The 24,780-nt window shown below is 68.8% G+C and carries 27 protein-coding genes; 12 read left to right on the forward strand and 15 right to left on the reverse strand.

Annotated features, from left to right (window positions below; all coding sequences use genetic code 11):
* Positions 1-54: 54 nt before the first annotated feature.
* The 3 genes from AB7E83_RS00665 to AB7E83_RS00675 are packed head-to-tail and all read right to left on the reverse strand — an operon-like array spanning position 55 to position 2,740.
* Positions 55-1,032 (reverse strand): Bug family tripartite tricarboxylate transporter substrate binding protein, encoded by a 978-nt coding sequence (locus AB7E83_RS00665; protein WP_428564030.1) that lies wholly within the window; start codon positions 1,030-1,032, stop codon positions 55-57.
* Positions 1,033-1,053: 21 nt separating this feature from the next.
* Positions 1,054-1,359 carry a DUF4387 domain-containing protein gene (locus tag AB7E83_RS00670; RefSeq protein WP_428564033.1) on the reverse strand — a complete coding sequence of 102 codons (306 nt, stop codon included), beginning with the start codon at positions 1,357-1,359 and terminating at the stop codon, positions 1,054-1,056.
* Positions 1,346-2,740 carry an acyclic terpene utilization AtuA family protein gene (locus AB7E83_RS00675; protein WP_428564036.1) on the reverse strand — a complete coding sequence of 465 codons (1,395 nt, stop codon included), beginning with the start codon at positions 2,738-2,740 and terminating at the stop codon, positions 1,346-1,348. The genes AB7E83_RS00670 and AB7E83_RS00675 overlap by 14 nt, the downstream gene beginning before the upstream one ends.
* Before the next feature lie 110 nt (positions 2,741-2,850).
* On the opposite strand from AB7E83_RS00675, the gene AB7E83_RS00680 reads away from it, so the two are divergent.
* From AB7E83_RS00680 to AB7E83_RS00700, 5 genes are all read left to right on the forward strand, one after another.
* Complete coding sequence (locus AB7E83_RS00680) at positions 2,851-4,074, forward strand: citrate synthase family protein (RefSeq protein ID WP_428564038.1); 1,224 nt, start codon at positions 2,851-2,853, stop codon at positions 4,072-4,074.
* Between the two features lie 86 nt (positions 4,075-4,160).
* Entirely contained in the window at positions 4,161-5,189 is a 1,029-nt protein-coding gene (locus tag AB7E83_RS00685) for a cyclase family protein (RefSeq protein ID WP_428564040.1), read from the forward strand.
* A gap of 72 nt (positions 5,190-5,261) precedes the next feature.
* The gene (locus tag AB7E83_RS00690) at positions 5,262-6,077 is read left to right on the forward strand and encodes an extracellular solute-binding protein (protein ID WP_428564043.1); all 816 of its coding nucleotides are present in this window, start codon (positions 5,262-5,264) and stop codon (positions 6,075-6,077) included.
* Positions 6,078-6,159: 82 nt separating this feature from the next.
* Entirely contained in the window at positions 6,160-6,429 is a 270-nt protein-coding gene (locus tag AB7E83_RS00695; RefSeq protein WP_428564722.1) for a ribbon-helix-helix domain-containing protein, read from the forward strand.
* On the forward strand, positions 6,426-6,776 hold the full coding sequence (locus AB7E83_RS00700; protein ID WP_428564046.1) for a type II toxin-antitoxin system RelE/ParE family toxin: 351 nt from the start codon (positions 6,426-6,428) through the stop codon (positions 6,774-6,776). The genes AB7E83_RS00695 and AB7E83_RS00700 overlap by 4 nt, the downstream gene beginning before the upstream one ends.
* Positions 6,777-6,780: 4 nt before the next feature.
* Here AB7E83_RS00700 and AB7E83_RS00705 read toward each other — a convergent pair whose 3' ends face one another.
* The 8 genes from AB7E83_RS00705 to AB7E83_RS00740 form a co-directional block, all read right to left on the reverse strand.
* Positions 6,781-7,965: an alpha/beta hydrolase family protein gene (locus AB7E83_RS00705; RefSeq protein ID WP_428564049.1), complete on the reverse strand. Its 1,185-nt coding sequence runs from the start codon at positions 7,963-7,965 to the stop codon at positions 6,781-6,783.
* A gap of 91 nt (positions 7,966-8,056) precedes the next feature.
* The gene (locus tag AB7E83_RS00710; RefSeq protein WP_428564052.1) at positions 8,057-8,989 is read right to left on the reverse strand and encodes an IclR family transcriptional regulator; all 933 of its coding nucleotides are present in this window, start codon (positions 8,987-8,989) and stop codon (positions 8,057-8,059) included.
* A 10-nt stretch (positions 8,990-8,999) separates the two neighbouring features.
* Positions 9,000-9,581: a helix-turn-helix domain-containing protein gene (locus AB7E83_RS00715; RefSeq protein ID WP_428564055.1), complete on the reverse strand. Its 582-nt coding sequence runs from the start codon at positions 9,579-9,581 to the stop codon at positions 9,000-9,002.
* Between the two features lie 134 nt (positions 9,582-9,715).
* Complete coding sequence (locus AB7E83_RS00720) at positions 9,716-10,477, reverse strand: enoyl-CoA hydratase/isomerase family protein (RefSeq protein ID WP_428564058.1); 762 nt, start codon at positions 10,475-10,477, stop codon at positions 9,716-9,718.
* Positions 10,474-10,764 carry a DUF1330 domain-containing protein gene (locus AB7E83_RS00725; RefSeq protein ID WP_428564061.1) on the reverse strand — a complete coding sequence of 97 codons (291 nt, stop codon included), beginning with the start codon at positions 10,762-10,764 and terminating at the stop codon, positions 10,474-10,476. Before AB7E83_RS00725 ends, AB7E83_RS00720 begins: the two co-directional genes overlap by 4 nt.
* 39 nt (positions 10,765-10,803) lie before the next feature.
* Positions 10,804-11,970: an iron-containing alcohol dehydrogenase family protein gene (locus tag AB7E83_RS00730; RefSeq protein ID WP_428564064.1), complete on the reverse strand. Its 1,167-nt coding sequence runs from the start codon at positions 11,968-11,970 to the stop codon at positions 10,804-10,806.
* Positions 11,971-11,977: 7 nt separating this feature from the next.
* Positions 11,978-12,952 carry a Bug family tripartite tricarboxylate transporter substrate binding protein gene (locus tag AB7E83_RS00735; RefSeq protein ID WP_428564067.1) on the reverse strand — a complete coding sequence of 325 codons (975 nt, stop codon included), beginning with the start codon at positions 12,950-12,952 and terminating at the stop codon, positions 11,978-11,980.
* A 21-nt stretch (positions 12,953-12,973) separates the two neighbouring features.
* Positions 12,974-13,975, reverse strand: coding sequence for a Bug family tripartite tricarboxylate transporter substrate binding protein (locus AB7E83_RS00740; RefSeq protein ID WP_428564070.1), 1,002 nt, complete (start codon positions 13,973-13,975; stop codon positions 12,974-12,976).
* A gap of 168 nt (positions 13,976-14,143) precedes the next feature.
* Here AB7E83_RS00740 and AB7E83_RS00745 point away from each other — a divergent pair, with 168 nt between their 5' ends.
* Together AB7E83_RS00745 and AB7E83_RS00750 are read left to right on the forward strand one after the other, a co-directional pair.
* A complete protein-coding gene (locus AB7E83_RS00745; RefSeq protein ID WP_428564073.1) occupies positions 14,144-14,923 on the forward strand; it encodes an enoyl-CoA hydratase/isomerase family protein in 780 nt (259 codons plus the stop codon).
* Between the two features lie 50 nt (positions 14,924-14,973).
* Positions 14,974-15,522, forward strand: coding sequence for a DUF2889 domain-containing protein (locus AB7E83_RS00750; RefSeq protein WP_428564076.1), 549 nt, complete (start codon positions 14,974-14,976; stop codon positions 15,520-15,522).
* Between the two features lie 14 nt (positions 15,523-15,536).
* On the opposite strand, the gene AB7E83_RS00755 is transcribed toward AB7E83_RS00750, so the two are convergent.
* From AB7E83_RS00755 to AB7E83_RS00765, 3 genes are all read right to left on the reverse strand, one after another.
* On the reverse strand, positions 15,537-16,940 hold the full coding sequence (locus tag AB7E83_RS00755) for an MmgE/PrpD family protein (protein ID WP_428564079.1): 1,404 nt from the start codon (positions 16,938-16,940) through the stop codon (positions 15,537-15,539).
* Between the two features lie 2 nt (positions 16,941-16,942).
* Positions 16,943-17,851, reverse strand: a complete 909-nt coding sequence (locus AB7E83_RS00760) for an HpcH/HpaI aldolase/citrate lyase family protein (protein ID WP_428564082.1) — start codon at positions 17,849-17,851, stop codon at positions 16,943-16,945.
* A gap of 97 nt (positions 17,852-17,948) precedes the next feature.
* Entirely contained in the window at positions 17,949-18,881 is a 933-nt protein-coding gene (locus tag AB7E83_RS00765) for a LysR family transcriptional regulator (protein WP_428564085.1), read from the reverse strand.
* Between the two features lie 116 nt (positions 18,882-18,997).
* Between AB7E83_RS00765 and AB7E83_RS00770 the strand changes: the two genes are divergently transcribed.
* The 5 genes from AB7E83_RS00770 (at position 18,998) to AB7E83_RS00790 (ending at position 23,087) form a co-directional block, all read left to right on the forward strand.
* Complete coding sequence (locus tag AB7E83_RS00770) at positions 18,998-20,269, forward strand: CaiB/BaiF CoA transferase family protein (RefSeq protein WP_428564088.1); 1,272 nt, start codon at positions 18,998-19,000, stop codon at positions 20,267-20,269.
* A 26-nt stretch (positions 20,270-20,295) separates the two neighbouring features.
* The gene (locus tag AB7E83_RS00775) at positions 20,296-21,090 is read left to right on the forward strand and encodes an SDR family NAD(P)-dependent oxidoreductase (RefSeq protein WP_428564091.1); all 795 of its coding nucleotides are present in this window, start codon (positions 20,296-20,298) and stop codon (positions 21,088-21,090) included.
* Positions 21,091-21,103: 13 nt separating this feature from the next.
* Positions 21,104-22,270, forward strand: coding sequence for an acyl-CoA dehydrogenase family protein (locus AB7E83_RS00780; protein ID WP_428564094.1), 1,167 nt, complete (start codon positions 21,104-21,106; stop codon positions 22,268-22,270).
* 68 nt (positions 22,271-22,338) lie between these two features.
* Positions 22,339-22,797, forward strand: coding sequence for a type II toxin-antitoxin system RelB family antitoxin (gene relB, locus AB7E83_RS00785; protein WP_428564097.1), 459 nt, complete (start codon positions 22,339-22,341; stop codon positions 22,795-22,797).
* Positions 22,794-23,087: a type II toxin-antitoxin system RelE/ParE family toxin gene (locus tag AB7E83_RS00790; RefSeq protein ID WP_428564100.1), complete on the forward strand. Its 294-nt coding sequence runs from the start codon at positions 22,794-22,796 to the stop codon at positions 23,085-23,087. Before relB ends, AB7E83_RS00790 begins: the two co-directional genes overlap by 4 nt.
* 120 nt (positions 23,088-23,207) lie before the next feature.
* Here the strand turns inward: AB7E83_RS00790 and AB7E83_RS00795 are convergent, their stop codons facing one another.
* A complete protein-coding gene (locus AB7E83_RS00795; RefSeq protein WP_428564103.1) occupies positions 23,208-24,773 on the reverse strand; it encodes a bifunctional 3-(3-hydroxy-phenyl)propionate/3-hydroxycinnamic acid hydroxylase in 1,566 nt (521 codons plus the stop codon).
* Positions 24,774-24,780: the final 7 nt, after the last annotated feature.

A 24,780-nucleotide genomic window follows, 5' to 3' on the forward strand; every position in this document is an offset into this window, starting at 1 on the left:
GATTCCTCGGCACGGCCTATCGAAATTCGGCCGGAGGCGGCATCCCGCGAGCCCTCACTCGGTTCGGATGTTCGCCTCCTTCGCGATTCTCGCCCAGCGCGCGGACTCCGTAGCGATCAGGCGCTCGAAGCCCTGGCGGCTCGTATCGTCGGCGGGTGCGAACGCCTGCAGCTTCAGCGCATCGCGCGTGGCCGGCGCTTCGAGGAAACGGCGCACTTCCGCGTTGAGCTTGTCGAGGATGGGCGCGGGCGTCTTCGCCGTCGCTGCAAGGCCGATCCAGCCCACGGCGGTCGCGTTCGGCAGGCCAAGTTCGGCAAGCGTCGGCGTATCGGGCATGAAGGGCGAACGCTGCGGCGCGGCCACCGCCAGCGGACGCAGCTTGCCGCCCCGCACCAGCGCCAGGGCACCCGGCACCGTGTCGTACATCGCGGCCACGTCGCCGGCCATCACCTGCGTCGCGCCATCGAGGTTGCCCTTGAACGGGACGAGGTTGAACTTCACGTTGGCGGCCCGGGTAAAGGCGACATAAGCGAGGTGGCTCGTCGATCCGAGCGGGGGAATCGCGAACGCCAGGTCCTTCTGCTTCGCCGCGGCCGTGAGGTCCGCAAGCCGCCGGTAAGGGCTGTTCGCGCCCACCAGGATCACCTGAGGCGTGATCGCGATGTTGGCGATGGGCGCGAGGTCCTTCACCGGATCGATCGCGACCTTGCTCAGCACCGCGGGCGAGATCGTCACGGGGCCGCTCGACGCGATCACCAGCTTGTAGCCGTCCGCCGGCGACTTCGCGACGTCGGTGAAGGCGATGAAGCCGCCCGCCCCGACCTTGTTCTCGACGATGAAGGGCTGGCCGAAGGCCTTGGTGAAGTGTTCGGCGAGCATGCGCGCGAGCTGGTCGGACGCGAGGCCCGGCGCGGTGGGCACGACGATGCGAACGGGTTTGACGGGCCATGCGTCCTGCGCCTTCGCGGGCGTCGCTGCCAGGCAGCCGAGCGCGAACAACGCAGCGGCGCAATATCGGATCGGGGAATTCATGTGTCTCTCCTGGGGGAAGGTTCAGGGAATGCGGACGTCCAGCAGCGGAATGAACTGCTGGCCGCCGTGCAGGTCGGCGCTGCCGAGCGCGGCCTGCGTCGTGGGGTGCGGAATGCTGAACTTGAAGGCGCGCGCCTTGTCGCATTCGAAGAAGCGAACCTTCGCGGGGTCCGTCTTGTACAAGCGCGCGAACATCTGAGCGTTGAGCGCGCCGGAGCGCTTCACGCGCTCGTAGCTCGCATCGTCGGTGAACAGGATGTCGAAGGTGAGCGTGAACGGGCCCGCATTCTTGCTGCGGATCATGGCGGCGAGATCAGCGAGGCGCATGCGCGGCTCCTTCGATGCGTGTGATGGTGGTGCGGAACAGGTCGAGCGGCGCATCGGCCAGCACGACGTGATTGAGGTTGAACTGGAAGACCGGCCCGCGTTCGATATGCGAGGGGTTGTGCAGACAGGCGAAGCCGGTGATCGAGCCCTTCCACTTGGTGGTGGGCTGGTGCAGCAGCGGCTGGCGCGTGAGCTGCACGAGCGCGGTAGCCGTGGCCTGGTTCGGCGCGGTCGCCTCGACTACGATGCCGACTTCGTGCGGCACGCGCTCCCGGTCCGGCTCGAGCGCGCCCATCACGCCGTCCCGGCCGTACACGTGATAGTCGATCCGCGCCCCCAGCGCCCGCAGGTCGCGGCCGAAGACCTCCTTCACCGACTTGTCGACGCGCAACTCGACCTTTTCCATCCAGGCGTCGAACTCCGCGAGGATGAACGGGTCGCGAACCCCGCCGATGAGGATGCTCTGGAAGCCCGCGCGCTCCGCACCCTCGAGCTTCACCGTGTGCTGCGAGGCATGCTCGAACGCGCTGCCGCGGATGCGGACGCTGGTGTCGTCGACCTGCTCGTAGGTGGCGTCGGTGAGGTCGAGCACGCCCGACGATTCGGTGAAGCGGAAGGGATCGGCGTTCTCGTAGAGGCTGTGCGCGGCGACCGACTGCGGGGTGCAGCGCAGGCCCGCGCCGACCGGGCGGATGATCACTTCGTCCTGCCGCACGTAGCCGACGACGACGCCGTGGCCCGGCTTCTCGCACACGGACGCCCCGCACTCGACCACCTTGCCCGCATGCCAGGCCAGGCCGTGCGGCAGACCCATGCGGATCGGCACGGCCGCGAAGAGGGCGGGGTCGCTGCAGCGGCCCGCGACCACGAGGTCCACGCCCTCGTCGAGCGCGGCCTGCAAGGGCTCCACGCCCATCATGCCGACGATGCGAACGCTGCGTTCGATCGTTTCTTCGTCCAGCGGCGGCGCGGCGTCGAGGGCGCGGATGCGGCCACCGCGCAATTGCGAGCGCAGGAATTCCTTCGACTGCTCCGATCGGATCTCGGCCACCTTCAGCTTCAGGCCCTCCGTGGCCGCGACCTCCCGCACGATGTCCATGAACTGGTCGACGTGGACGTCCGCGCCACCGGTGCCCACCGAGCCGATGAGGAGCGGGATCTTGCGCGGGACCGTGTGGCGCAACAGCACCGACAGGTCGCGCACGATGGCCGCACGCGGAAAGGCGGAAATGCCCATTCCGAGCGCGAAGGGGCCGGCGTCGGTCGTGCCGGCATCGCACGCGACGAAGTGGGGGTCGACGGCGAGCGCCTGGACCAGGCTCTCTTCCGCGACGCCGATGCCCAGCATGCCGTGGGCGGCGATGAATCTGCATTCCTTCATGGACTCTCCAGCAGGGGGCCGGACCGGCCCGATGGGGATGAAATGTCGATGAAGGCGCTGTGTCCGTCAATCTCGATCATAATCGTCGATATATTGACTGGAGTCTCGTCATGTCTTCCACTTCGCAGGCGGCCCCGGCCGCGCTCGGCTCGAGCGACGGCCTCTACCTCACCGCCGAGGAGGCCGCCCGCGCGCTGAACGTCAGCGTCCCGACGCTCTACACCTACGTGAGCCGCAAGAACATCCGCGCGCACAAGACGCGCGGCAGCCGGGTGAGCCGTTACCTGCGCTCGGACATTGAACAGATCCGATCGGGCGTGACGCCCGCGTCCGCTCGCGATGCGACGCCGGGGCTCACCGGCTCATCCGCGATCACGCTGCTCACCGAAGCCGGGTCGTTCTACCGCGGCGTGAGCGCGGTTCACCTTGCGCAGAGCGCTTCCCTGGAGGACGTGTGCCGCCTGCTCTGGGACAGCGGCGACTTCGACCCCTTCGCAGGCGGCGCGGCGACGCCGCCTGCGAACTGGGAGGCTCTGCTGAAGGCGAGCGCGCCCTACGGCTCGCTCGATCGCGCAAGCATGCTTCTGCCTGCGATCGAAGCCGCGAATCCGCGCGCGCACGATTTGTCGAAGCCCGGCTTTCTGCGTTCGGGCGCCGACGTGTTGCGCTGGTTCGCCACTGTCATGCTGCAGCAGGCGATGCCGGGCAAGGGCCCGCTGCACCGCCAGATCGCCATCGCCACGCGATGCGGCGCGAAGCTCGAAGACGCGGTCCGCCGTGTGCTGGTGCTGGCGGCGGACCAGGCGCTTCATCCGGCCACCTACGTCGTGCGTGCCGCGGCCAGCACCGGCGCGACGCCCTACCGCTGCGTTCTCGCCGGCCTGTCGGCTTCGATGGGGCGGCGGCTGCCGGCCGTGCGCGTCGGCGCGTTCGCGCGCTTCATGGCGGAGATCGAGGCGGCGCGCGACCCCACGGAGCCGGTGCGCGTGCGCCTGCGCGAGAACGAGGACATTCCCGGCTTCGGCTTTTCGCCCTTCGACACGCCGGATCCACGCGCCGCCGCCTTGTGGGACGCCTTTCGCCAACAGCTCGCGAGCGACCGCGCCTTCTCGCGTTTCGAGCGCGCCATCGAGACGGCGCGAGAGCTGACGGGCAAGGCGCCCGAGTTCGCCCTGCTCGCGACCTTCGTCAACCGCCGCATCGGCGTGGAGCCGGATGCGAATCTGATCCGCCTCGGCCGCATCGCGGGATGGGTCGCGCATGCCTGGGAGCAACAATCCGACATGCCCCTCGTGCGGTGGAAGGTCAACTACACGGGCGTGCTGCCACCTTGAGCGTTATATCGACTCTATCAATCGACATTGACTGAAAAGACCCGTCCCCAGTAAGCTGCGCACCTTCACGAACCGAGGAGACGACCGTGGGCCAGCGTTGGGTCAAGCGACCGGAAGGATCGAACTGGGGCGAGTTCGGCGAGGACGACCGGCTCGGCCGGCTGAACCTGCTCACGCCACGGAAGGTGAAGGAAGGACTGGCCGAAGCGCGCGAGGGGTTGACCTTCTGCCTCAGCCTGCCGCTCGACTTTCCCGGCGGCACCGTCGCGAATCCGCGCCGTCGCCCGCCGCGACTCTTTGGCGCCGTGCTCGACGGCCAGTGTTTCCACAACCACGTACGCGACGTGCCGGGAAACCGCATGCGCTCGGTGGTGTGCGACGACGCGGTGTTGCTCTCCACGCAGTATTCGACGCAGTGGGACAGCCTCGCGCACGTGGGCGCGGAATTCGATGCCGATGGCGACGGGCTGCCCGAGCGCGTTTACTACAACGGCTGGCGCGGCGGCGATCACATCGTGACGCCCGCGCCGCTCGAGGACGTCGAGGATTGGGCGCGCTACGAAGGCGTGAGCTGCGGGCCGCTCGGCGTCGACACCATGGCGGCGTCCTGCGTGCAGGGCCGCGGCGTCATGCTGGACCTGCACCGGCGCTACGGGCGCGACCGGGAACTCGTGGGCTACGACGCCTTGATGCGCATCATGGAAGCGGACCGCGTCGAGGTCGAGCCCGGCGACATGCTGTGCCTTTGGACCGGCTTCGACGAACTGCTGCTGGAGATGAACCGCGAGCCGGATGCCGAGCGCCTGCACGGCAGCTGCGCCGGCCTCGACGGCGGCGACGAGCGTCTGCTGCGGTGGATCACCGATTCCGGCGTCGCCGCGCTCATCTCGGACAACCGCGCGGTCGAGATCCTGCCGCCACGAGCCGGCGCGAGCAGCACGATCCACGAACACTGCCTGTTCAAGCTCGGCATACCGCTCGGCGAACAGTGGCTCCTGTCCCCGCTGAATCGCTGGTTGCGCGAGCACGGGCGTTCGCGCTTCCTGCTGACCGCGCCACCGCTGCGGCTGCCCGGCGCGGCAGGGTCGCCGGTCACCCCCGTGGCGACAGTCTGAGCGGGGTATGCATGGCGATTCATAAGGACTGCGTCCGATGCGTGGACGCGGCGGCATTCCTAGGATGTGCGCATGACCCGATTCAATCGCCGCACGGCTCTCGTCGCCCTTTTTGCCGCACTCCTCGCCGCCGCCGGCGCGCATGCCCAGCAGGCCCCCGCCATCACGATGGCGTCGACCACCTCCACGGAACAATCCGGCCTCTTCACGAACCTCCTGCCCGCGTTCAAGCGGGCCACCGGCATCGACGTGAAGGTCGTCGCGGTCGGAACCGGCCAGGCCATCGACATGGCGCGCCGCGGCGATGCCGACGTGCTGTTCGTCCATGATCAGCCGGCCGAGGAGAAGTTTGTCGCCGACGGTTTCGCGGCCCGCCGCTTCCCGGTCATGTACAACGACTTCGTGCTCGTCGGGCCGAAGACCGATCCCGTGGGCACGAAGGGCAACGACATCGTCGCCGCGATGCGCAAGGTCGGCGCCGCCAACGCGCCCTTCGTATCGCGCGGCGACAAGAGCGGCACGCACGCGGCAGAGAACCGCTACTGGACACTGGCCGAAGGCCCCAGGGGCAGCGGCTACAAGGAATGCGGCTGCGGCATGGGTCCGGCGCTCAACATCGCCGCGCAGGCCAACGGCTATGCGATCACCGACCGGGGCACCTGGCTCAACTTCAAGAACCGGGCCGATCTCGTTGTCCTCGTCGAGGGTGACCAGCGCCTCTTCAACCAGTACGGCGTGATGGCCGTGAGCCCCGCGAAATTCCCCCATCTCAAGGCCGCGGAGGCGCAACGCTTCGTCGACTGGGTCGTTTCGCCCGCAGGCCAGCAGGCCATCGCCGCGTACAAGATCGGCGGCGAGCAGCTGTTCTTTCCGAACGCGGGGAAATGAGCGTCCGGCGGGTCCGCCCATCCAGTGGCGCTCGCAGCACGATCGAGTAGGATTGAATCCTATCGGCCGCATGGAGTACCTGATGCGAAGCACCCAACAGATGAGCATCACGCTCCCGAACGAAATGATCGATATCGTGAAGGCGAAGGTACGAGCAGGCGAGTACGCCAGCGAGAGTGAAGTGATTCGCGATGGCCTGCGTGCGCTGATGGCACGTGATCGGGCGATCGAGAATTGGCTGCACGACGAGGTCGGTCCGGCCTACGATGCCCTGAAGGCCGATCCAGGAAGCGCTGTCACAGCCGATCATGTTCGCGCGCGTCTGGCTGCGGAGCGGTCCAGGTCGAGATGAGCTACCGCGTCGCTTTCGCGCGCAAGGCAGAGGACCAGCTTCTCGAACTTCAAAGGTACATCGCGGAAGCCGCATCGCCGGACATTGCAGCCCGATACGCCAACGCCATCGTGAGCTACTGCGAAAGCCTGCGCACGTTTCCCCATCGAGGCACACGCCGAGACGATGTGCGCCCCGGGCTGAGGATCACCAACTACAGAAAGCGAGCCGTCATCGCATTCGACGTAGAGGCCGACACGGTCTCCATCATCGGGGTCTTCTACGGCGGGCAGAACTACGAAGCGAAGCTTCGGGAGGACTCCGACTTGCAGCCGTCTCTCCTCGTTGCTCCGGCAGCAAAGCAATAGCCGTTCAAAGATCCTTCGCCAGCCGCCCGAACCGATCCAGCACCAGCCGCCAGTACGGCAGCACGCACTCCGAATGCCCCGCCGGCTGCGCGACGCAGTCGGTCAAGGTGACGCGGTCGCCGGCGCCGCGGCCGCGCATCACCTGCAGCGTGAGGCTCGAGTTCAGGTACGTCACCGTTCGGTCGTCGCGGCCGTGGAACAGGCTCAGGGGCGCCTGCGGCGACCAGTCGAACACGTTGCTCGCCGCCTCGATGGCCGCGCGGTCGTCGGAAAGGTAGTTGTCGATCGCCGTGGTCATGAACGTGACCTCCGCATCGGTGCCCAGCGTCTGCGCGAGCAGCAGCGCCGTGACCTTGCGTCGATCCGAGTCGCCCAGGCGCTTGAGCACGTTCGGACTGAGAATTTCCGCGAGCAGCGGGTTGTCGTCGCGCACCTTCGCGAGCTGCAGGTCGAGCGTCGTGCGTACGTCGTACGGCCCGGCGCCGGCAACGACGTGAACGATCTCGTCGCGATGCGGCGTCGCCCCGGCCTGCAGCGCGCGCTGCGCGGCCACGGTCACGTAACCGCCTTCGGAATAGCCCGTCATGAACAGCTGGCCGTTGTCCGCGATCTTCTGCGACTGGCGCCAGGTCTTCGCCGCGGTGAGGAAGTCGACGACGGCCGCGGCCGAAGGCGCAGAGAGCAGGTAGGGATGCGGCGAGCCGAGCGACACGCCGTAGCCGACGTAATCCGCCGCGACGACGATGTAGCCGAGCGACGCCAGCACGACCGGCGGCTCACCGACGTCGGTCAGGCGGCTGGGCGCATCGGCCTGGCGCTTGATCGTCGCGTGCTGGTAGCTCAGCACGGGGCTCGTCGCGCCGGCCGGCTTCTGCGGCAAGGCGACGAGGCCCGACGCGATGACCTGCCGGCCCTGCCCGTCGACCGTGTAGTAGCTCAGCCGCCACGCCTGTACCGGGTAGCGCGGCGTGGCGAGGAAGGCGGCATCGCCGTCGGCCGAGAGCGCGGATGCGACTTCCGCCGTGCCGATCGTCTTGAGGAGCGTCGCGTCGAGCAGCTGGCCGGCCACCGGTGCGCTGGCCGCCGTCGAAGGCGGAGTCGCGGTGCCGCTGGACGATGAGCCGCCGCCGCCGCAGGCCCCGAGAAGGACCGACACGAAAAGGGCAAGAATGATTTTTGGGTACTGCATGGAAAGCTCGACCCTCCACGCGCGAGCGCGGCCAGTGTACGGGCGACCGGCCCCGTCGAGTTTGTCGCGAAAGTAAATGCGCGCTGCCGAGCTACGCGGCCATCGCGGCCGTGAGCTTCTGCGCCGCGAGCGCCATGAGCGGCGCGATGTCGCGCTCGACGCGCTCGGGAAAGAACTCGCGCGCCGACATGCCGCAGGCCAGCACGAACATGTCGTGCCCGCCGATCGGGATCATGGGCATGGCGACCGCGCCGACCACCGGCGACAGCGCCGCGACCGACGTGCAGTAGCCCTTGCGCATGTATTCCTGCCGCGTGCGCACGAGCTGCCGGTGCAGCGGGTCCCAGCGCTCGCCGTAGCGCATCTTCAATTGCGTCACGAGCGGCACGGCCTCGCGCTCGGGCATGGCGGACAGCGCCGCGAGGCCCGAGGCCGAGCGGCACAGCGGCAGCAGGCCGCCCACGTCCATGCGCACCGCGTCCGGGTGGAACGGGCTCGCGACGTTCTCGAGGATCTGCACGCGATCGACGCGGCGGATGCTGAGCGCGGCATACACGTCGAGTTCGCGCGCGAGCGATTCCAGCTCGGCCTGCGCGGCATCGGCCGGCAGCACCGAGAACGCGCTGCCGAAGCCGAGCGCAAGCGTCGACGCCGTGAGCCGCACGCGGCCGCGCCGGCCTTCGCGTGCCAGATAGCCCTGGTCCACCAGCACCGAGGTCAGGCGCGACACGGTCGTGCGCGTGAGGCCGCAGCGGTCGGAGAGTTCGGAATTGGAGAGCCACACCTCGTGGCCCTTCCAGCATTCGAGCAGCGCGAGGCCGTGCGCCAGCGCCTCGACGAAATCGGCGCCGGGCGCCTTGCGCGGCGGCGTCTTGCGACGCGCGGCGTCGGCCACCGTCGCCGCGTCGGCCACCCTCGCGGCGTCCGCCAGGCGATGCCGGCGCGATACCACGCCCGTGAGGTCGGGTGCACCGGGGCGCGGCGCGGCGGTGCGCCAGACGGTGTCGAGGAGGTCGAGTCCCATGGGCCGGCCCTCAGGCGGAAGCGTCGCTGCGCAGCGCGCCGGAGACTTTGAGCAACGCGGCTTTCGCCCGGTCGAGCTGCGCATCCGTCAGCTCGACGCCCGGCGGCACGCGGAACGTGAGCACGAATTCGCCGACGCTGCCAAGGTCCACCGATTCGCAGGCGGCGAGTTCCGTGGATTCACCGTACCCCGCGGACAGGAGGGTGCAGCCATCGTGCAGCCAGCGGAACACCGCCACGCGCGCGGCGCCGATCTGCGCTTCGAGGTACGCCGCGCCGCCGGTGGCCGAGAGCACGGACTTGAGCGCGGGCGCATGGCGCTCCAGGCGCAGGCCTTCGAGCATCGCGCGGCCGGGGCGCGCGCTCTGGTCGCGCAGCACGTAGCTGCCCTGGTCGGTGCGGCGCAGGTAGCCGAGCGTGCTCAGCGTGCTCATGAGGCGCGACACGGTCGCCTTCGGCAAGCCGGTGCGCGACACCACGTCGTGGTTGCGCAGCGGCCCGTCGGCATCGCGCATCGCGCGCAGCACCGCCAGGCCGCGTTCGAGCGAGGTGACCTTGTAGCGGGGTTCGGAGGAAGTGGCGACGACGGACACGGATGGGCGGATTCGAGTACGTCGGAGCATAGGTTCGCCTCGCGGCGTCGTGCCGGGGGCGCCGAATGCTGTTCCGTACTTCGGACTTCCGGAAGCCCTGAACTCCCGCCTTCGCGGGAATGACGAGCTGCGTCCTATCGCCCCTGCCACCGGGGAGGACGCTTCTCGACGAAGGCGCGGATGCCTTCGGCCGCGTCTTCGCTGGCGTAGATGGTGCGGAAGATTTCGTACGCGCGGTCCAGCGCCTCGGACTGGCCGTATTCGTCGGCGAACTGCGCGATGCGCCGGGCGCCCGCCACGGACAGGGGCGCGGAGGCGACGATCTGCCGCGCGAGTTCCATCGCCTTCGGCATCACCTGGTCGCGCTCGACCACGTGGTTGACGAGCCCGATCTCGTACGCGCGCTGCGCCGTGATGGAGACGCCGGTGAGCAGCAGCTCCATCATCGCCTTGCGGGGAATCATCGTCGCGAGCGGCACCGCCCAGGCGACGCCGCGGCCGAGCTTCACTTCGCTGATGCTGAAGTTGGCATGCGAACTCGCGACGCACAGGTCGCACATCTGCACGAAGATGAAACCGAGCGCGTGCGCGGGGCCGTTCACGGCGGCGATGACGGGCTTGCTCACGGGGATGGCGTCCCCGAGGATGGGCAGGTAGCCGCGCTTCACCTCGGTCATCTCGGCCTGCGTCTTGTCCTTCAGGTCGCGGCCGGCGCAAAACGCCTTGTCGCCGACGGCGGTGAGGATCGCGACGCGCGCATTCGGGTCGGCCTCGAAGCAGGCGAACGCATCGAACAGCCCGTCGCGCACGGGCGTGTTCATGGTGTTCATGCGCTCCGGCCGGTTGATGGTGATGACGGCGACGCCGTCGCTCACCTCGTACAGCAGATCGCTCATAGGCCTTCGACGATCCGCAGGTCGCGCCGGACACCGCCTTCGAGCGCGGCCAGCGCGGCCTTGTAGGCGGGCGTTTCGTGCGCGGCCAGGGCGGCTTCGAGGCTGTCGAACTCGATCAGCACCGTGCGCTGCTTCACGCCGAGCTCGAACGCCGCGGCGGGCACGGCGCGCGCGATGAAGCGGCCGCCCGCGGCCTCGATGGCCGGCAGGGCGAGCTTGCCGTACGCGGCCATCTTGTCGTTGTCGTCGATCCCCTGGTAGGTGGAGACCCAGTAGGCTTTCGGCATCGTTCTTCCTTCGGTTCTGTTCTGTTCGGTTCGGTGAAGTCACCAGGCCTGCTCGAGCACGCCCTCGAGTTCGGCGACGTCGCGGATCTTGCGCGGATTGTTCTGCAGGTACCAGTCGCCGAACGCGATGGTAGCGAGCTCGTGCAGCACCTCGCGCCCAATGCCCGCATCGCGCAGCCGCTTCGGCACGCCGAGCGCGCCGAAGATCGCTTCGAGCTTCGCGATCACCGCCTCGACTTCGGACTCGCCAACGGCAAGCCGCAGGCCGAGCGCATCGACCAGCTTCGTGATTCCCGCCGCCGCCGCTTCGGCGTTGAAGCGCAACACGTGCGGCAGCATGATGGCATCGGACACGCCCATGTCGATGCCGCAGCGCGTGCCGATCGCGTGGCCCACGGGGATCGCCATGCCGGCGCCGGTGTAGTCGGTGCCGTGCCCCGCCATCAGCGAGGCCATCATCAGGTCGGACCGCACCTGCATGTCGTCGCTCGTCGACGCCGCCACGATCTGCCGCGACATCAGCCGCACCGCGTGGATCAGCATCGCGTCGGACATCGGGTCGCCCGTCGGCGACAGGAGCCCTTCGAGCGCCAGCGCCATCGTGTTCAGGCTCGCGCTCACGACCAGCTCGCGCGAGGCCGTCGCCATGAAGTCCGGGTGGATGAACAGGGCGCGGGCGCGCGTCTTCGGATCGAAGAGCGGCAGGCGCGTGCCCTCGACCGGATCGAGCACCGCGCTGCCCGCCTTGATCGATGCGGTGGTCGGCGTGGTCGGCACGACGAACTGCGGAATCTTCGGCTTCAGCAGCTTCGGGCTCACCTGCTTGTCGCCGACCTGGCGCGTGCAGAGGTTCTTCACCTCGTCCTTTTCCGCGAGCAGGATCGCGGCGGCGCGCGCCGTCACGATGGCGGAGCCGCCGCCAACCGCGATGATGGCATCGGCGCCCAGGCGCTCGAGCTCGCGCGCGGCGTCCTCGACCGCGGGCACGGGGCTGTCGGATTTCACGCCGGCATACACGCCCGCGCAACGCTCGCCGAGCGCCGCGCGGATCAGGTCGACCGGCGAGCCCGGCTTCGACAAGGTGTTGCCGGTGAAGATCACCGCCCGGCTCGCGCCCTCGCGTTCGAGCTCGGCGGCCAGGGTCTTGAAGCAGTCCGCGCCGTGGAAGATGCGCAGGGCGGGAACGAGATGGCGAAAGGATTTCATCCGCGCATTATTCCGGTTCGATGCCGGCGGACTTGATGACGCGGGCCCAGCGGGCGAGTTCGGTCTTCTGGAACGCGGCCATCTCCTGGCGCGACATGGGCATCGGGCTCCACGCCGTCTCGCCGAAGAAGCGCACGGCCTCGGGCATCCTCAGCACGGATACCAGCACTTCGTTGAGCCGGTCGGCGATGTCGGTGGGCGTGCCCTTGGGCGCGAACGCGGCGATCCAGCCCGTCAGCTCGTAGCCGGCGAGGCCCTGCTCCGCGATGGTCGGCACGTTGTCCAGGCCGGGCATGCGTGCGCGCGTGGACACGCCGAGCGCCTTGAGCCGGCCGCTGCGCACGAGCGGCAGCACGGCAGGCCCGTCGCCGAAGACCATGTCGACCTGGCCCCCGATCACGTCGGTGATCGCCGCGGGCAGCGCCTTGTAGGGAACATGCAGAAGCTCGACCTTGCCGATCTCCTTGAACAGCTCGCCGCCGGCGCGCGAGGACGAGTTGCCGCTGCCGAAGGTGAGCTTGCCCGGGCGGTTCTTCGCGAGTTCGAGGACGTCCTTCACGTTCTGCGCCGGAAAGCCCGGCGCCACCGCCAGCACGAGGCCGCCGACCGACACGCCGGTGAGCGGAATGAAGTCCGACACGGGGTCGTAGGGCAGCTTCTTGAACAGGGCCGCATTCGCCGCGTGCGTCGTGCTGGTGGAGATGATGACCGTGTAGCCGTCCGCCGGCTGGGTGAGCGCGTACTGGATGCCGATGAAGCCGTTGGCGCCCGCGCGGTTCTCGATGACCACGGGCTGCTTCAAGCGCTCGCTGACGTGCTGCGCGAGGAAGCGCGCGGTGAGATCGGTCGTGCTGCCGGCCGCGAACGGCACGACGAACTTGATCGGCTTCGACGGGAAGGCCTGCGCAGAAGCGCCGGCCGCGGCTGCCGAGAGTGCTGCGGCCAGCAAGGCGCGCCGGGTGATGTCGAGGATGGTGGTCATGGCGGTGATACTCCTGTGCGTTCAGTCGAGCTTGATGTTGGCGTCGCGGATCAGCTTGCGGTAGTTGTCCATGTCGCGCTGGATGCGCTGCCCGAGCTGCTCGGGCTTGCCGCCGCCGGCCGTGTAGCCCAGGTCGCCGATGCGCGCCTTCACCTCGGGCAGCTCGACGATCTTCGCGAGCTCCGCGCTCACGCGCTCGATGGCCGCGCGCGGCGTCTTCGCGGGGTACAGCACGCCCATCCAGATGCCCACGTCGAAGTTGGCCACGCCCGCCTCCTGCATGGTCGGCGTGTCGGGGATCGCGGGCAGGCGGCGGCCGACCGACATCGCGAGCGGCCTGACCTTGTTCGCCTTGATGTGCGGCAGCACGGTGGCCGGAGAAATGAACATCATGTCGGTCTGGCCGGCCAGCACCGAGTTCATGCCTTCCGCCGCGCCCTTGAACGGGACGTGCAGCAGGTCGACGCCGGCCTGCTGCTTGAAGAACTCCGCGGCGAAGTGGTGCGACGTGCCGTTGCCCGCCGACGCGACGGTGTATTTGCCGGGGCTGGCCTTGGCCAGCGCGATCAGCTCGCGCACATTGTTGGCGGCGACGCGCTGCGGATTGGTCACGAGCACCATCGGCAGGTTCACGACCAGGCTCACCGGCTCGAAGTCCTTGATCGGGTCGTAGGGTGTCTTCGTCAGCTGCGGATGGATCGTGAACGCGACGTCCGAGCCCCACACCAGCGTGTGGCCGTCCGGCGGGCTCTTGGCGGCCACGTCGGTGCCGATGATGCCGCCCGCGCCGCCGCGGTTCTCCACGATCACGGGCTGGCCCAGCGCCACGGACAGCGGCTGCGCGATGAGGCGCGCGGTGATGTCGGCGCCCGCCCCCGGCGTGTACGGAACGATCAGCTTCACGGGGCGCGTCGGCGCCCAGTCGGCGGCGACGGCGGGCGTCGACAGGCCGACGGCGGCGACGCCGGCGAGGGTCAGTCGAACGAGGGACGCCGCGAAGGCGCGCGAAATGCAATGGCTCATGCCAGTCTCCTTGGGATGCACGGATGATCCGGCTTCCGGGCGCCGGACGCGATGGACGGAGCCTGCGTTCCGTTGTGCAAAACATGGGCCGACCGACGGCGCGTTTTGCGCAGCGGAACGGCCGCGGCCTCGCTTCGCCGGGCCGGCTTCCCGCGCTACGCTGCCGCGATGAGTGAAGTCCTGTTCGACGTGGGGACGGACGGCGTCGCCGTGGTCACCCTCAACAATCCCGCGCGCAAGAACGCGGTCTCGATCGCGGCGGCGCAGAAGCTGCACGAGCTGTGGGCCACCGTCGAAGAACGCGCCGACATCAAGGTGCTCGTGATCGCGGCGGCGGAGTGCGGCGTGTTCTGCGCGGGCATGGACCTGGCCGAGGTGTCGCGCGTTCGCAGCGAGCGGGGGCTGGAGATCCACGAGCTGCTGCCCGACGGCTACTACGACCGCCTGCGCAACCTGGGCAAGCCAGTGGTCGCGGCGCTGAATGGCCACTTCACCGCGTTGGGCATGCTGCTCGCGGTGCATTCGGACCTGCGCGTGGGCCTGGCGGGGAGCAAGGCCGGCATCACCGAAGCGCGCGTGGGACGCGGCGCGGCCTGGACGGCGCTGATGCTCGACATGGTTCCGAAGGCGCTCGTGCTCGAGCTGCTGCTGTCGGCGGAGATGATGCCGGTGGAGCGGCTGCGCGAGGTCGGCTTCCTCAACTACGTCGAGGCGACGCCGCAGGCCGTGAACGAGCGCGCCATGGCGCTCGCGCGGTCCATCGCGCGCAACGCGCCGATGTCGCTGTCGATCGGCAAGGCGGGCCTGCGCAAGGTGGGCGAGCTCGGACTCGAAGCGGGTTACGCGGCGTCGCGGGAGATGCACCTGGCCGTCGCGTCGAGCGCGGATGCGGCCGAAGGCGTGCGTGCGTTCACCGAGAAGCGCGCGCCCGTCTGGCAGGGGCGCTGAAGCGTTTTCCGATCTGTGTTCTGATTCCCACCTGAAAGGAATCCGGCCAAATGCCCCTGCCCCCACCGGCGCCGCGCAAGAACGTCCACGACCGCGTCATCGCGATGCGCACCTACGAACGCGAGGACGGCCTCTTCGACGTCGAAGGCCGCGTCAGCGACACCAAGCCCTTCGACTTCATCCGCCCCAACGGTCCCGGCACCGTGCCCACCGGCGAATTCATCCACGACATGTGGATCCGCCTGACCATCGACCGCGAGTTCGTGGTCCGCGAGGTCGCCGCCGCCTCCGACACGACGCCCTGGGCGCTGTGCAAGGAAGCGGAAGCGACGCTGCAGGTGCTCGTTGGCCGCACGGTCGGCCGCGGCTGGTCCGCGTTCATCAAGGAGAAGCTGCGGGGCACGGCGAGTTGCACGCACCTCATGGAGATGCTGATCCCGATGGCCACGGTCGCCTTCCAGGGCATGCGCCCGCGCCTGGGCAAGTCGGGCGACCCCGGCTACCTGCTCGACACCTGCTGGTCGTTCTCGGCGGAGCGCGAGGTGGTGATGCGGGTGTGGCCGCACCTGGCGCGGCCGCCGAAGTCGTCGACGACCTGAAGTCGACCTGAAGGCTAGGAAGACAGCGAACGCAACGCGTCGCCGAAGGCCTTCGCCGGCAGGCTCTCGAGGTCCTGCACCACGTTCCAGAACTCGCGCGCCTGCGCCTCGGTCGGCGGCCGCGGCGCCAGCGCCGCGCAGTCGAGAAACTTGCGCATGAGCACGTCGTCGGACACCGGATGGTCCGGATGGCCCATCGCGTGGCGCACCTCGTGGCGCAGCACGTCGCCGTTGCGCAGGTGGATCGCCACGTCGCCGCGCTCGATGGTGCCATCGTGCGACTGCGCTTCGTTCACCTCCCAGGTCATGCGCTGCGCGAGCGCCAGCACGCGCTCGTCCTTCATGCCCTCGGGCTGGAAGGCGGACAGCCGCACGTGGCCGTGCGTGAGCGCGACGGCGCCGCCGTAGGGCAGGCTGAAGAGCGCATCCATGCGCACCGTCGGCCGGCGGCGCAGCTCGGCGGGCTCGCAGCAGCCGAGGTTGGTCGCGCCGACGCGCATGACGACCTTCTCGATGGCATCGGGCTCGATGCGATGCCTGTCGCGCAGTTCGAGCAGCGCCTGCAGGGTCGCGTGCGTCTCGCGCGCCGACGGCCAGGGCTTGATCGTGATGCGCTCGACCTCGTATCGCTTTCCGAGTTCGCCGACGAGGCGCTCGCGGTTGTAGCGGCCCTTGAAGAACGCGCCGAAGAAGCCGTACTTGCCCTCGAAGGGCTCGGCGTCGCCGCGCAGGCCCGCCTCGGCGAGGAACGCCGCCGTCACGCCGTTGCGCGCCGCGAGGCCGTCGCGGAAGCCGCGCATGTCGGAGCCGGGGCGGTACAGGCATTCGAGCGTCGTGCCCGCCTGGTGCAGCGTGTGGCCGTAGGCGGCGCGCAGCGTGTCGGCGTCCAGCCCCATCAGGCGGCCGGCCGCCGTCGTCGAACCCCAGATCGCGGTGATGGCGGGCCAGAGGAATTCGATGTCGTAGAGCGCGCCCTCGCCCGCGATGCCGGCGCGGCAGACGATCTCGTTGCCCAGCAGCGTGGCCGTGAGCAGGTCGCGGCCGTTCGCGCCGCGTTCCTCGGCGAGCGCGAGCGCCGCCGCGAACGAGTTGCCCGAGGGGTGCGTCGCGCCCGCATCGTGCGCATCGTCGAAGTCGTACTGGTGCGCCATCGCCGCGTTCGCGAACGCGGCGTGCGGCGGCGGCAGCTTCACTTCGTGGCCGATGACCGTGGACGAGGGCGTGCCGCCCCAGGCGGCGAGCATCTTCACGATGCCCTTCGCGTTCGCGGCCGGGCCGCCGCCCGCGAGCATGACGCCGACGGTGTCGAAGATCGAGCGCTTGGTCGCGGCGATGGCCGTCGCGGGAAAGTCCTCGAAGCGCGCACGCGTCACGTATTCCGCCAGCACCTGGCCGGCATCGATTCGGGTGTCGGCCATCGTCATTCTCCTTCCACGGCGCGCACGGCCATGCCGCGGCGCCTGGCCTGCGCGATCACGGCGCGCGCCTGCGGCTCCATCGCGTAATCGACCATCGCGCCCCGGTAGGCCACGGCCGCCGAACCGGTCTTCTCCGCCGCTCGCATCGCTTCGAGCAGCCCCACGGCGTATTCCACTTCGTCGGCCGACGGCGCGAAGACTTCGTTCGCGACCGCCACGTGGCTCGGGTGGATGAGCACCGCGCCGGAGAAACCGAACTGCTTGGCGCGCACGCACAGCGTGCGCACCGAGTCCAGGTCGTCGAGCCGCGTGCCGATGATGCTGCCCATCGGGTAAGGCGCGCCGCCCGCGCGGCTGTCGAGGATCGTCTTCGAGGCGAGGTACATCTGCTCGTGGCCTTCCATCGTCGGAATGAAGCCCATCGCGCGCGCGACGTCGCCGTTGACGGGGCCGCACATGCCCATCAGCCCCTTGCAGCGCCTGCTGGCCGACGCGAGCGCATGCGCGTGGTACACGCCTTGCGTCGTCTCGGGAATCGGCACGATGTCCACCGTGCCGAGCGCGATGCCGTTCGCGCCTTCGGCATGCGCGATGGCGAGGTCGAGTTCGCGGATCTGGCCCGCGTCGTTCGCCTTGGGCAGCACGATGCCGGCGATGCCCGGGACCACGGCGCGCGCGACGTCCTCCGCGCCGCCCTCGCCCCAGCCGTTGATGCGCACGAAGGGCGCGATGCCCATGCCCTTCAGCAGCGCGATGCCTTCACGCGCGAGATCGCGTGCTTCGACCTTGAGCGCGGGCGGCACCGCGTCCTCGAGGTCCAGGATGACGGCGTCCGGCTTGTACCGGTCGACCTTGCGGACCCACTCGAGCTTGTGAGCGGGGAGGAAGAGCATGGAGGTAAGAGGCCACATGAGGCCGTATTCAACCGGGTTCGCGCGCGCGGCGGAAGGGGGCAAGGCCTATGCGGCGCATAAGGTTCGCTAATGTCGAAGGCAGGCGCGCGCGGCCTCAGGCCAGCGCGTCGCGGTACACGTTCTCCACGATCTTGCGCAACCACATGTGGCTCGCATCGCGCTGGAAGCGCTCGTGCCAGATCAGGCGGCTCGACATGCGGCCGAGTTCGACCGGCGGCGGCTGCAGCCCGACCGGGAACAAGGCGGCGAGCTGCCGGCCCACGGGGACCGTCACGGTGCAGATCAGGTCGGTGTCCGCCACCACGCGCGCCGCCACGAAGTCGTTCGCCACCGTCAGCGCGATGCTGCGGTGGATGCCCTTCACGCGCAGCCGCTCGCCGATGGGGTCGTCCGCGTCGGTGATGCGCTGCACGAGCACGTGCCGGCTCTCGGTGTAGGCCTGCCGCGTGAGCGGCGTCTTGGCCCAGCGGCCGTTCGCCGACACCAGGCAGACGAAGCCGAAGTCGATGAGGCGCGTCTGCCGCAGCGAGCGGTCCGCGCCCAGCAGGATGCCGGCCGCGAGATCCACCTCGCCCTTCTCCAGCGCCTGCATCAGCTGCGGCTGCGGCAGGCGCGTGCCGCGGATGCTGCAGCCCGGCGCCTGCTCGGCGAACAGCGCCGCGAGGCGCGGCAGCACGACGTACTCCGCGGCCTCGGACATGCAGATGATGAATTCGCGGTTCGCCGCGGCCGGGTCGAAATCGTCCGGCGGCTGCGAGATGAGGTCGATGTCGCGCATGAGCCGCGCGACCAGCGGCTGCAGCGCCAGCGCGCGCGCGGTCGGCTGCAGCGAGTTGCCGCTGCGCACGAAGAGTTCGTCGTTGAAGTAGGCGCGCAGGCGCTTGAGGTTCTGGCTGACGGACGGCTGCGTGACGCCGAGCGCGTCGGCCGCCTTCGACACCTTGCCGGTGTCGAAGATCGCCTTCAGCGTCGCGACCATCGTGAGGTCGACGCGCGCGAGGCGGCCGCGGTCGGAAGCCCTGCTCATATAGGCGCTGCTTATACCAGACATAGGCGGCGAGGGCTTCACCCGTGTCGCGCCGCGCGATCCAATGCGAGGATCCATGGTCGCGCAAGACGCGCGCATTCCGCCCCAGGAGACACATGACAACGGAATCGGCCAGCAATCTTCCCGTCCACAACCGCGGCCCGCTCGAAGGCGTGGTCGTGCTCGACTTCACCACGCAGCTCGCGGGCCCCTTCATCACCTACCTGCTCGCGGGCATGGGCGCCACGGTGATCAAGATCGAGGAGAAGAAGGGCGACACCGTGCGCGGCTATTCGCCCTTCGTCGGGCCCGACGGCGAACTGAGCATGTGGAAGGAGCACCCGGATGCGATGTCGCTGCCGATGCTCAATCGCGCCCGCGGCAAGCACAGCATCACCCTCGACCTGAAGAAGCCCGAGGCGAAGGAGATCTACCGCCAGCTCGCCTCGCGCGCCGACGTGGTCGTCGAGAACTTCGCCAGCGGCACCGCCGACCGCATCGGCATCGGCTACGAGACCACGCGCGCGATCAATCCGAAGGTCATCTACTGCTCGCTGAGCGGGTTCGGGGCCGACAGCGCGATGGGCGAGCGCAAGGCGCTCGACATCGTGGTCCAGGCCATGAGCGGCTTCACCATGGCCAACGGCAGCGAAGGCGATCCGCCGATCCGCGTGGGCTTCACGCTCGGCGACCTGATCGCGCCGCTCTTCGCGGTGATGGGGATCAACGCGGCGCTGCATCGCCGCAACGCGACGGGCGACGGCGAGTACGTCGACGTGTCGATGCTGGGCAGCATGACGGGCCTGCTCGCCGTCGAGGAATGGCAGGCGATGGAGCGCCTGGGCATGCCCACGCGCACCGGCAACCACCATGCGCGGGCCACGCCGTTCGGCATATTCCCCTGCAAGGACGGCTACGTCGCGATCGGCGCCGGCGCCCGCGAGCCCTTCGCGCATTCGTTCTATCGCGTGATGGGCCGGCCCGAGATGATCGAGGACCCGCGCTACGCCACACTCGCCGAACGCTGCAAGCGCCAGCCCGAGATCAACGCAATCGTCGACGCCTGGTGCGCCGACAAGACCGCCGACGAGATCGAGCGCCTGCTGGTCGCGGCGGACATTCCCGTGTCGAAGGTACGCACGCCGGCCGATGCGCTGAACGAGCCCGTGGTGAACGAGCGGCGGGAGGTCGTCGACACCATCCACCCGGACATCGGCGCGGTGAAGGGACTCAAGACCGTCGGCATCCCGCTGAAGTTCCATCGCGCGGAATACGGGCATGGCGCGGCCGCGCCCCGGCTGGGCGAACACAACGAAGCGGTCTACGCCGACTGGCTGGGCATCGACGCCGCAACGCTCGCGGCGTGGAAGGCCGCGGGCGTCATCTGACTCACGAACACGGAAAGGACTTCGACATGGCAGGACTTCAAGGCAAGGTGGCCTTCATCACCGGATCGACCGGCGGCATCGGACGCGGCGCCGCATTGCGGCTGGCTGCGCGCGGCGCGAACATCGTGGTGAACGGCCGCGACCCCGCCAAGGGCGCCGCCGTCGTCGCGGAAATCGAGAAGCTCGGCGCGAAAGCGATCTTCGCCCCGGGCGATGCGCTGTCGAAGGAGGACATGGACCGCGTGTGCGCCGAAGCGGCGCGCGTGTTCGGCGGCATCGACATGGTCGTCTCCAACGCGGGCGCGCGCGACAACGACCTGCGCCAGCCCGACGTGCGCGGACCCTTCCGCAAGATCGACCTCCTCAAGGTGACGAAGGCCATCGCGGACACCACCCTCGGCAAGCTCCAGCCCGTTCAATCCGCGCTCCCCTACATGGCGGACCGCGGCGGCGGCAGCGTCGTCTTCGTCGCGTCCGAGGGCGGCCGCGTGCCGACGCCCGGACAGACCGGCACGTCCACCTGGGCCGGCGGCCTGATCATGTCGACGAAGGTGTTGGCGAAGGAACTGGCGAAGGACCGCATCCGCGTCAACTGCGTGTGCGTCACGATCGTGCGCGACACGCCGTCGTGGGACCTCATGTCCGCGGGCGGCCTGAACGAGCAGAACCAGAAGCAGTACGAGAAGATCGAATCGCGCAGCCCGCTGGGCGTGGCCGGTTCGGAGGACATCGGCTCGGTGATCGCGTTCCTCGCCACCGACGATTCGAAGTACATCACGGGCGCCACGGTGAGCTCCACCGGCGGCCTCACGCTCAGCTGACGGATCGCGCGCGATGAATTTCGAACTGGACGAAGAGCACCGCATGCTCAAGGAGCTGGTCGCGCGTTTCGTGCGCGAGCAGCTGATCCCGCTGGAGCCCGCGCTGCAGAAGCGCGAGCTGACGACGGGAAAGCTCGAGCTGCTGCCCGAAGAGCGCAAGCGCCTCGACGACCTCTCGCGCGAGCTGGGCCTGTGGGGGCTCGATGCGCCCACGGAGTTGGGCGGCCATGACCTGCCGGTGACGGCGATGGTCGGCGTGAACGAGGAATTCGGCAGGACGATCGTGCCCTACGAACTCGCGCCCGACTCGCCCAACCTGATCATGCTGCTGCGCTCGGCCAGCGACGCGCAGCGCGAGAAGTACCTCGCCCCGTACGCGCGCGGCGAGACGCAATCGGCGATGGCGATCTCCGAGCCCGGCGCGGGCACCGACCCCGCAGGCCTCACCACGCGCGCGACGCGCGACGGCGACCACTGGGTGATCGACGGCCGCAAGATCTGGATCAGCCGCGCCGACAAGGCCGACTGGTTCATCGTCATGGCCGTGACGGACAAGGAGCGCGGCGTGAAGGGCGGCATCTCCGCCTTCATCGTGGACAAGGGAACGCCGGGCCTGATCGTCGAGCGGCGCATTCCGATGGTGGCGGGCGCCTCCACCTTCGAGCTGATCTTCGAGAACTGCCGCGTGCCGTCGGCGCAGGTGCTGGGCAAGGAAGGCTACGGATTCGGCCCGATGCAGTCGCGCCTGTCGTCCCGGCGCGTGCAGATCGCCGCGTGGAACGTCGGCCGGGCGCAGCGCGCGCTCGACATGATGATCGAGTATGCACCGCAGCGCCGCACGTTCGGCGTGCCCTTGTCGGAGCGCCAGACCGTGCAGAACTGGATCGCCGACGCGGCGATGCGCATCCACGCCTGCCGCCTCATGATCTACGAAGCGGCGGCCCGCGTGGATCGCGGCGAGGAAGCGCGTGCGCAGGTGTCGATGATCAAGGTCGCCGCGACCGAGATGGCATGGGACGTGATCGACCACGCGATCCAGCTGTACGGCGCGATGGGCGTGACGATGGAGATGCCGCTGCAGGCGATGGCGGACCTGGCGCGGCTGGGGCGGATCTACGAAGGGCCGAACGAGATCCACCGCTGGGTGATTGCGCGGGAGTTGCTGGGGTTGAAGCGCTGAGCTCGCGAACTTCTATTGTTCGCGCATAATCAGATCTATTGGCTGCCGGTGCCGACACATCAAAAAGCATGACGACGCAAACCATCGATCACTCCACTCTGACCCAGCTCGTCCAAGCGGGTACCGTTCGAGGCGCGCGCGTCGTGGGTCAAGACGGCGGCTGGATCTTGCGGATTCGTTATGGCGCGGTGGAAAGTGTCCTGGCCGCTCACCGCAGTCGTCAAGCGAGAATGTGGCGTCGGCTGGAAACGCTCGTCTCGTATCTGAAAGAGATGGGCATCGCGCGATTCGATGTCGATGCCTCGGCTTTCGACCCCACTGCGTCCAACACCTATAGCAGGCCAGATCGTGCCGAAGCGATGAAGCGCGCTCACGAAGCAGTTGCCTACGATGCTTGGTTTCGAGAGGAAGTGCAAGCCAGCATCGACGATGCCCGACCTGGAATTCCGCATGAACACGTCTCCGCCGAAATGGCCGCGAGGAAGGCTGCGCTTCGTCGGGGAATTCAGGCTCAAGGCAAGAGTTGACGCGGCTGGAATGGAAGCCGATGGCCGTTGACGACCGCGCAGCCATCATGGACTACATCGCCCGGGACAATCCCGCGGCAGCGATCGAACTGGATGACGCCTTCGAGGCGAAGGCAGAGTTGGCCCGGCAAAACCCTGCGCTCTATCGGCCGGGGCGCGTCAAGGGCACGCGCGAAGTCGTCGTCAGGCCGAACTACGTCATGGTGTACCGGCACGAGCCCGACGATGTCCTCGCCATTCTGCGGGTGCTGCATGCTGCGCAGCAATGGCCGAAAGCCAAGCGTCGCTGAGCCGATTCGGCGAGCACCATCCACTCAACCGAACTCGGCCGGGCGAAGCGTCAGCGAGATACACGGCCGATCGAATTCAATGTCTTCATCCAACTGCATCGCCAGCAGCTCGGCATCCCGCTACTTCAGCTGCGACAGCAGATCGTCCACAATCGCCGGCATTTCCGCCATCGTCCCCGCACCGAACACATAGAAGTCTGGCCGCACCAGCATCGCCTCGATGCCATGTGCGTCGAAGAAGCGGCGGTACGTGCAGTCGACGTCCATCTCCGGCGTGATCTGCACGAAGAGCACGCCGAGGCGATCCACCGCTACACGCGCGTGCGCGGGGATCGATGTGGCGGGATCGGCCGCCATGGAGATCATCGTGAATCTGCCGCGTGGCAGGAAGGTGTCGAGCCGGTCGAAGCGCCCCCGCCACTGCACGCGGCCCTGCACGCCGAGGTCGCCGACCGGGGAGCGCAGGCTCCCGTCGGCGCCGCGGTGAAGAACGCCTTCGGTCAGCTTCGGAAAGTCGGGCATCGGCGGCAGCCAGCCGTCGCGGAAGCGCTGGTCGCGCTCTTGCGCGGCCACCGGGTCGACCGTGCACGGCAACTTGCCCGACTCGATCGAGATCAGCGTCCAGTCGCGCACATGCGGCGAACGCTCCTGCTGGTAGGCATCGAGCAGCGACGGGGCGGCAATGCCGCGAAGCACGAGGTCGAGCTTCCAGCCGAGGTTGGCCGCATCACGAATGCCCGAACACATCCCCTGGCCCATGAAGGGCGGCATGGTATGCGCCGCATCGCCCATGAGGAAGATGCGGCCGTCGCTCCAGCGGCGCGCGTGATGGGCGCTGAAGACATACGGCAACTGGCGCACGATCTCCACGTCGTCGGGCGTCACGCCCTGCTCCGCCAGCAGTTCCCACGCCTTCTCGGGACGCGAGAAATCCTCGGGACGCTCGTTCTCGAACATGTACCACTCCCAGCGGCGATGGCGCTTGCCCAGGGGCAGGATGGTCACCGGTCGCCGCGGGTCGCAGATCTGCCCGCAATCGGGATCGAAGCGGCGCAGCTCGCGCTTGCGCCGCGCGTCGACCACCAGCCAGCGCTCGTTGAAGCCGAGGTCGTCCTGTTCGATGCCGAGCTGGCGGCGCACCGGACTGTTGGCGCCGTCGGAGGCGATGACGTAGCGCCCGAAGATGCGCCGCTCTTCGCCGGTGAGTTCGAGGCCCGCCGGCCCGCCCGCGGGGCGCGTACGCCGCAGCACCACTTCGACGTGGTCCGCGTGCTGGATCACCTCCATGGCCTGCCATCCGTACAGCCGTTCGACCCTGGGATCGTTCTCGAGCCGCCGCGCCAGGGCCGCATCGATCAGCGGCATGAACATCATGTAGTCGGCGTTGTAGCCGCTCACGCCCTGCGCGCCCCACGCGAATTCGATCAGTTTCTCACCCTGCGCGTTCTTCCAGACGTAGTCCATCGGCGCCTCGGCGTCGGCGAGCACGTCCTCGGCGCTGTCGATCGACGCGAGCACGCGCGCGATTTCGTGGTCGATGTGGCCCGCGCGCGGATGGCCGTACAGCCCCTCGTGCTTCTCGACCATCGCGACGCGGTGCCCCGCCTGCGCCAGCAGCGCCGCCGACACCATGCCGACGGGGCCGCGCCCCAGCTGGATCACGTCGTGCATTTCTTCCCCTTGCATTGCTCGT

Origin of the sequence: Ramlibacter sp. (assembly GCF_050250995.1) — a bacterium.
Taxonomy (GTDB): Bacteria; Pseudomonadota; Gammaproteobacteria; order Burkholderiales; family Burkholderiaceae_C; genus Ramlibacter.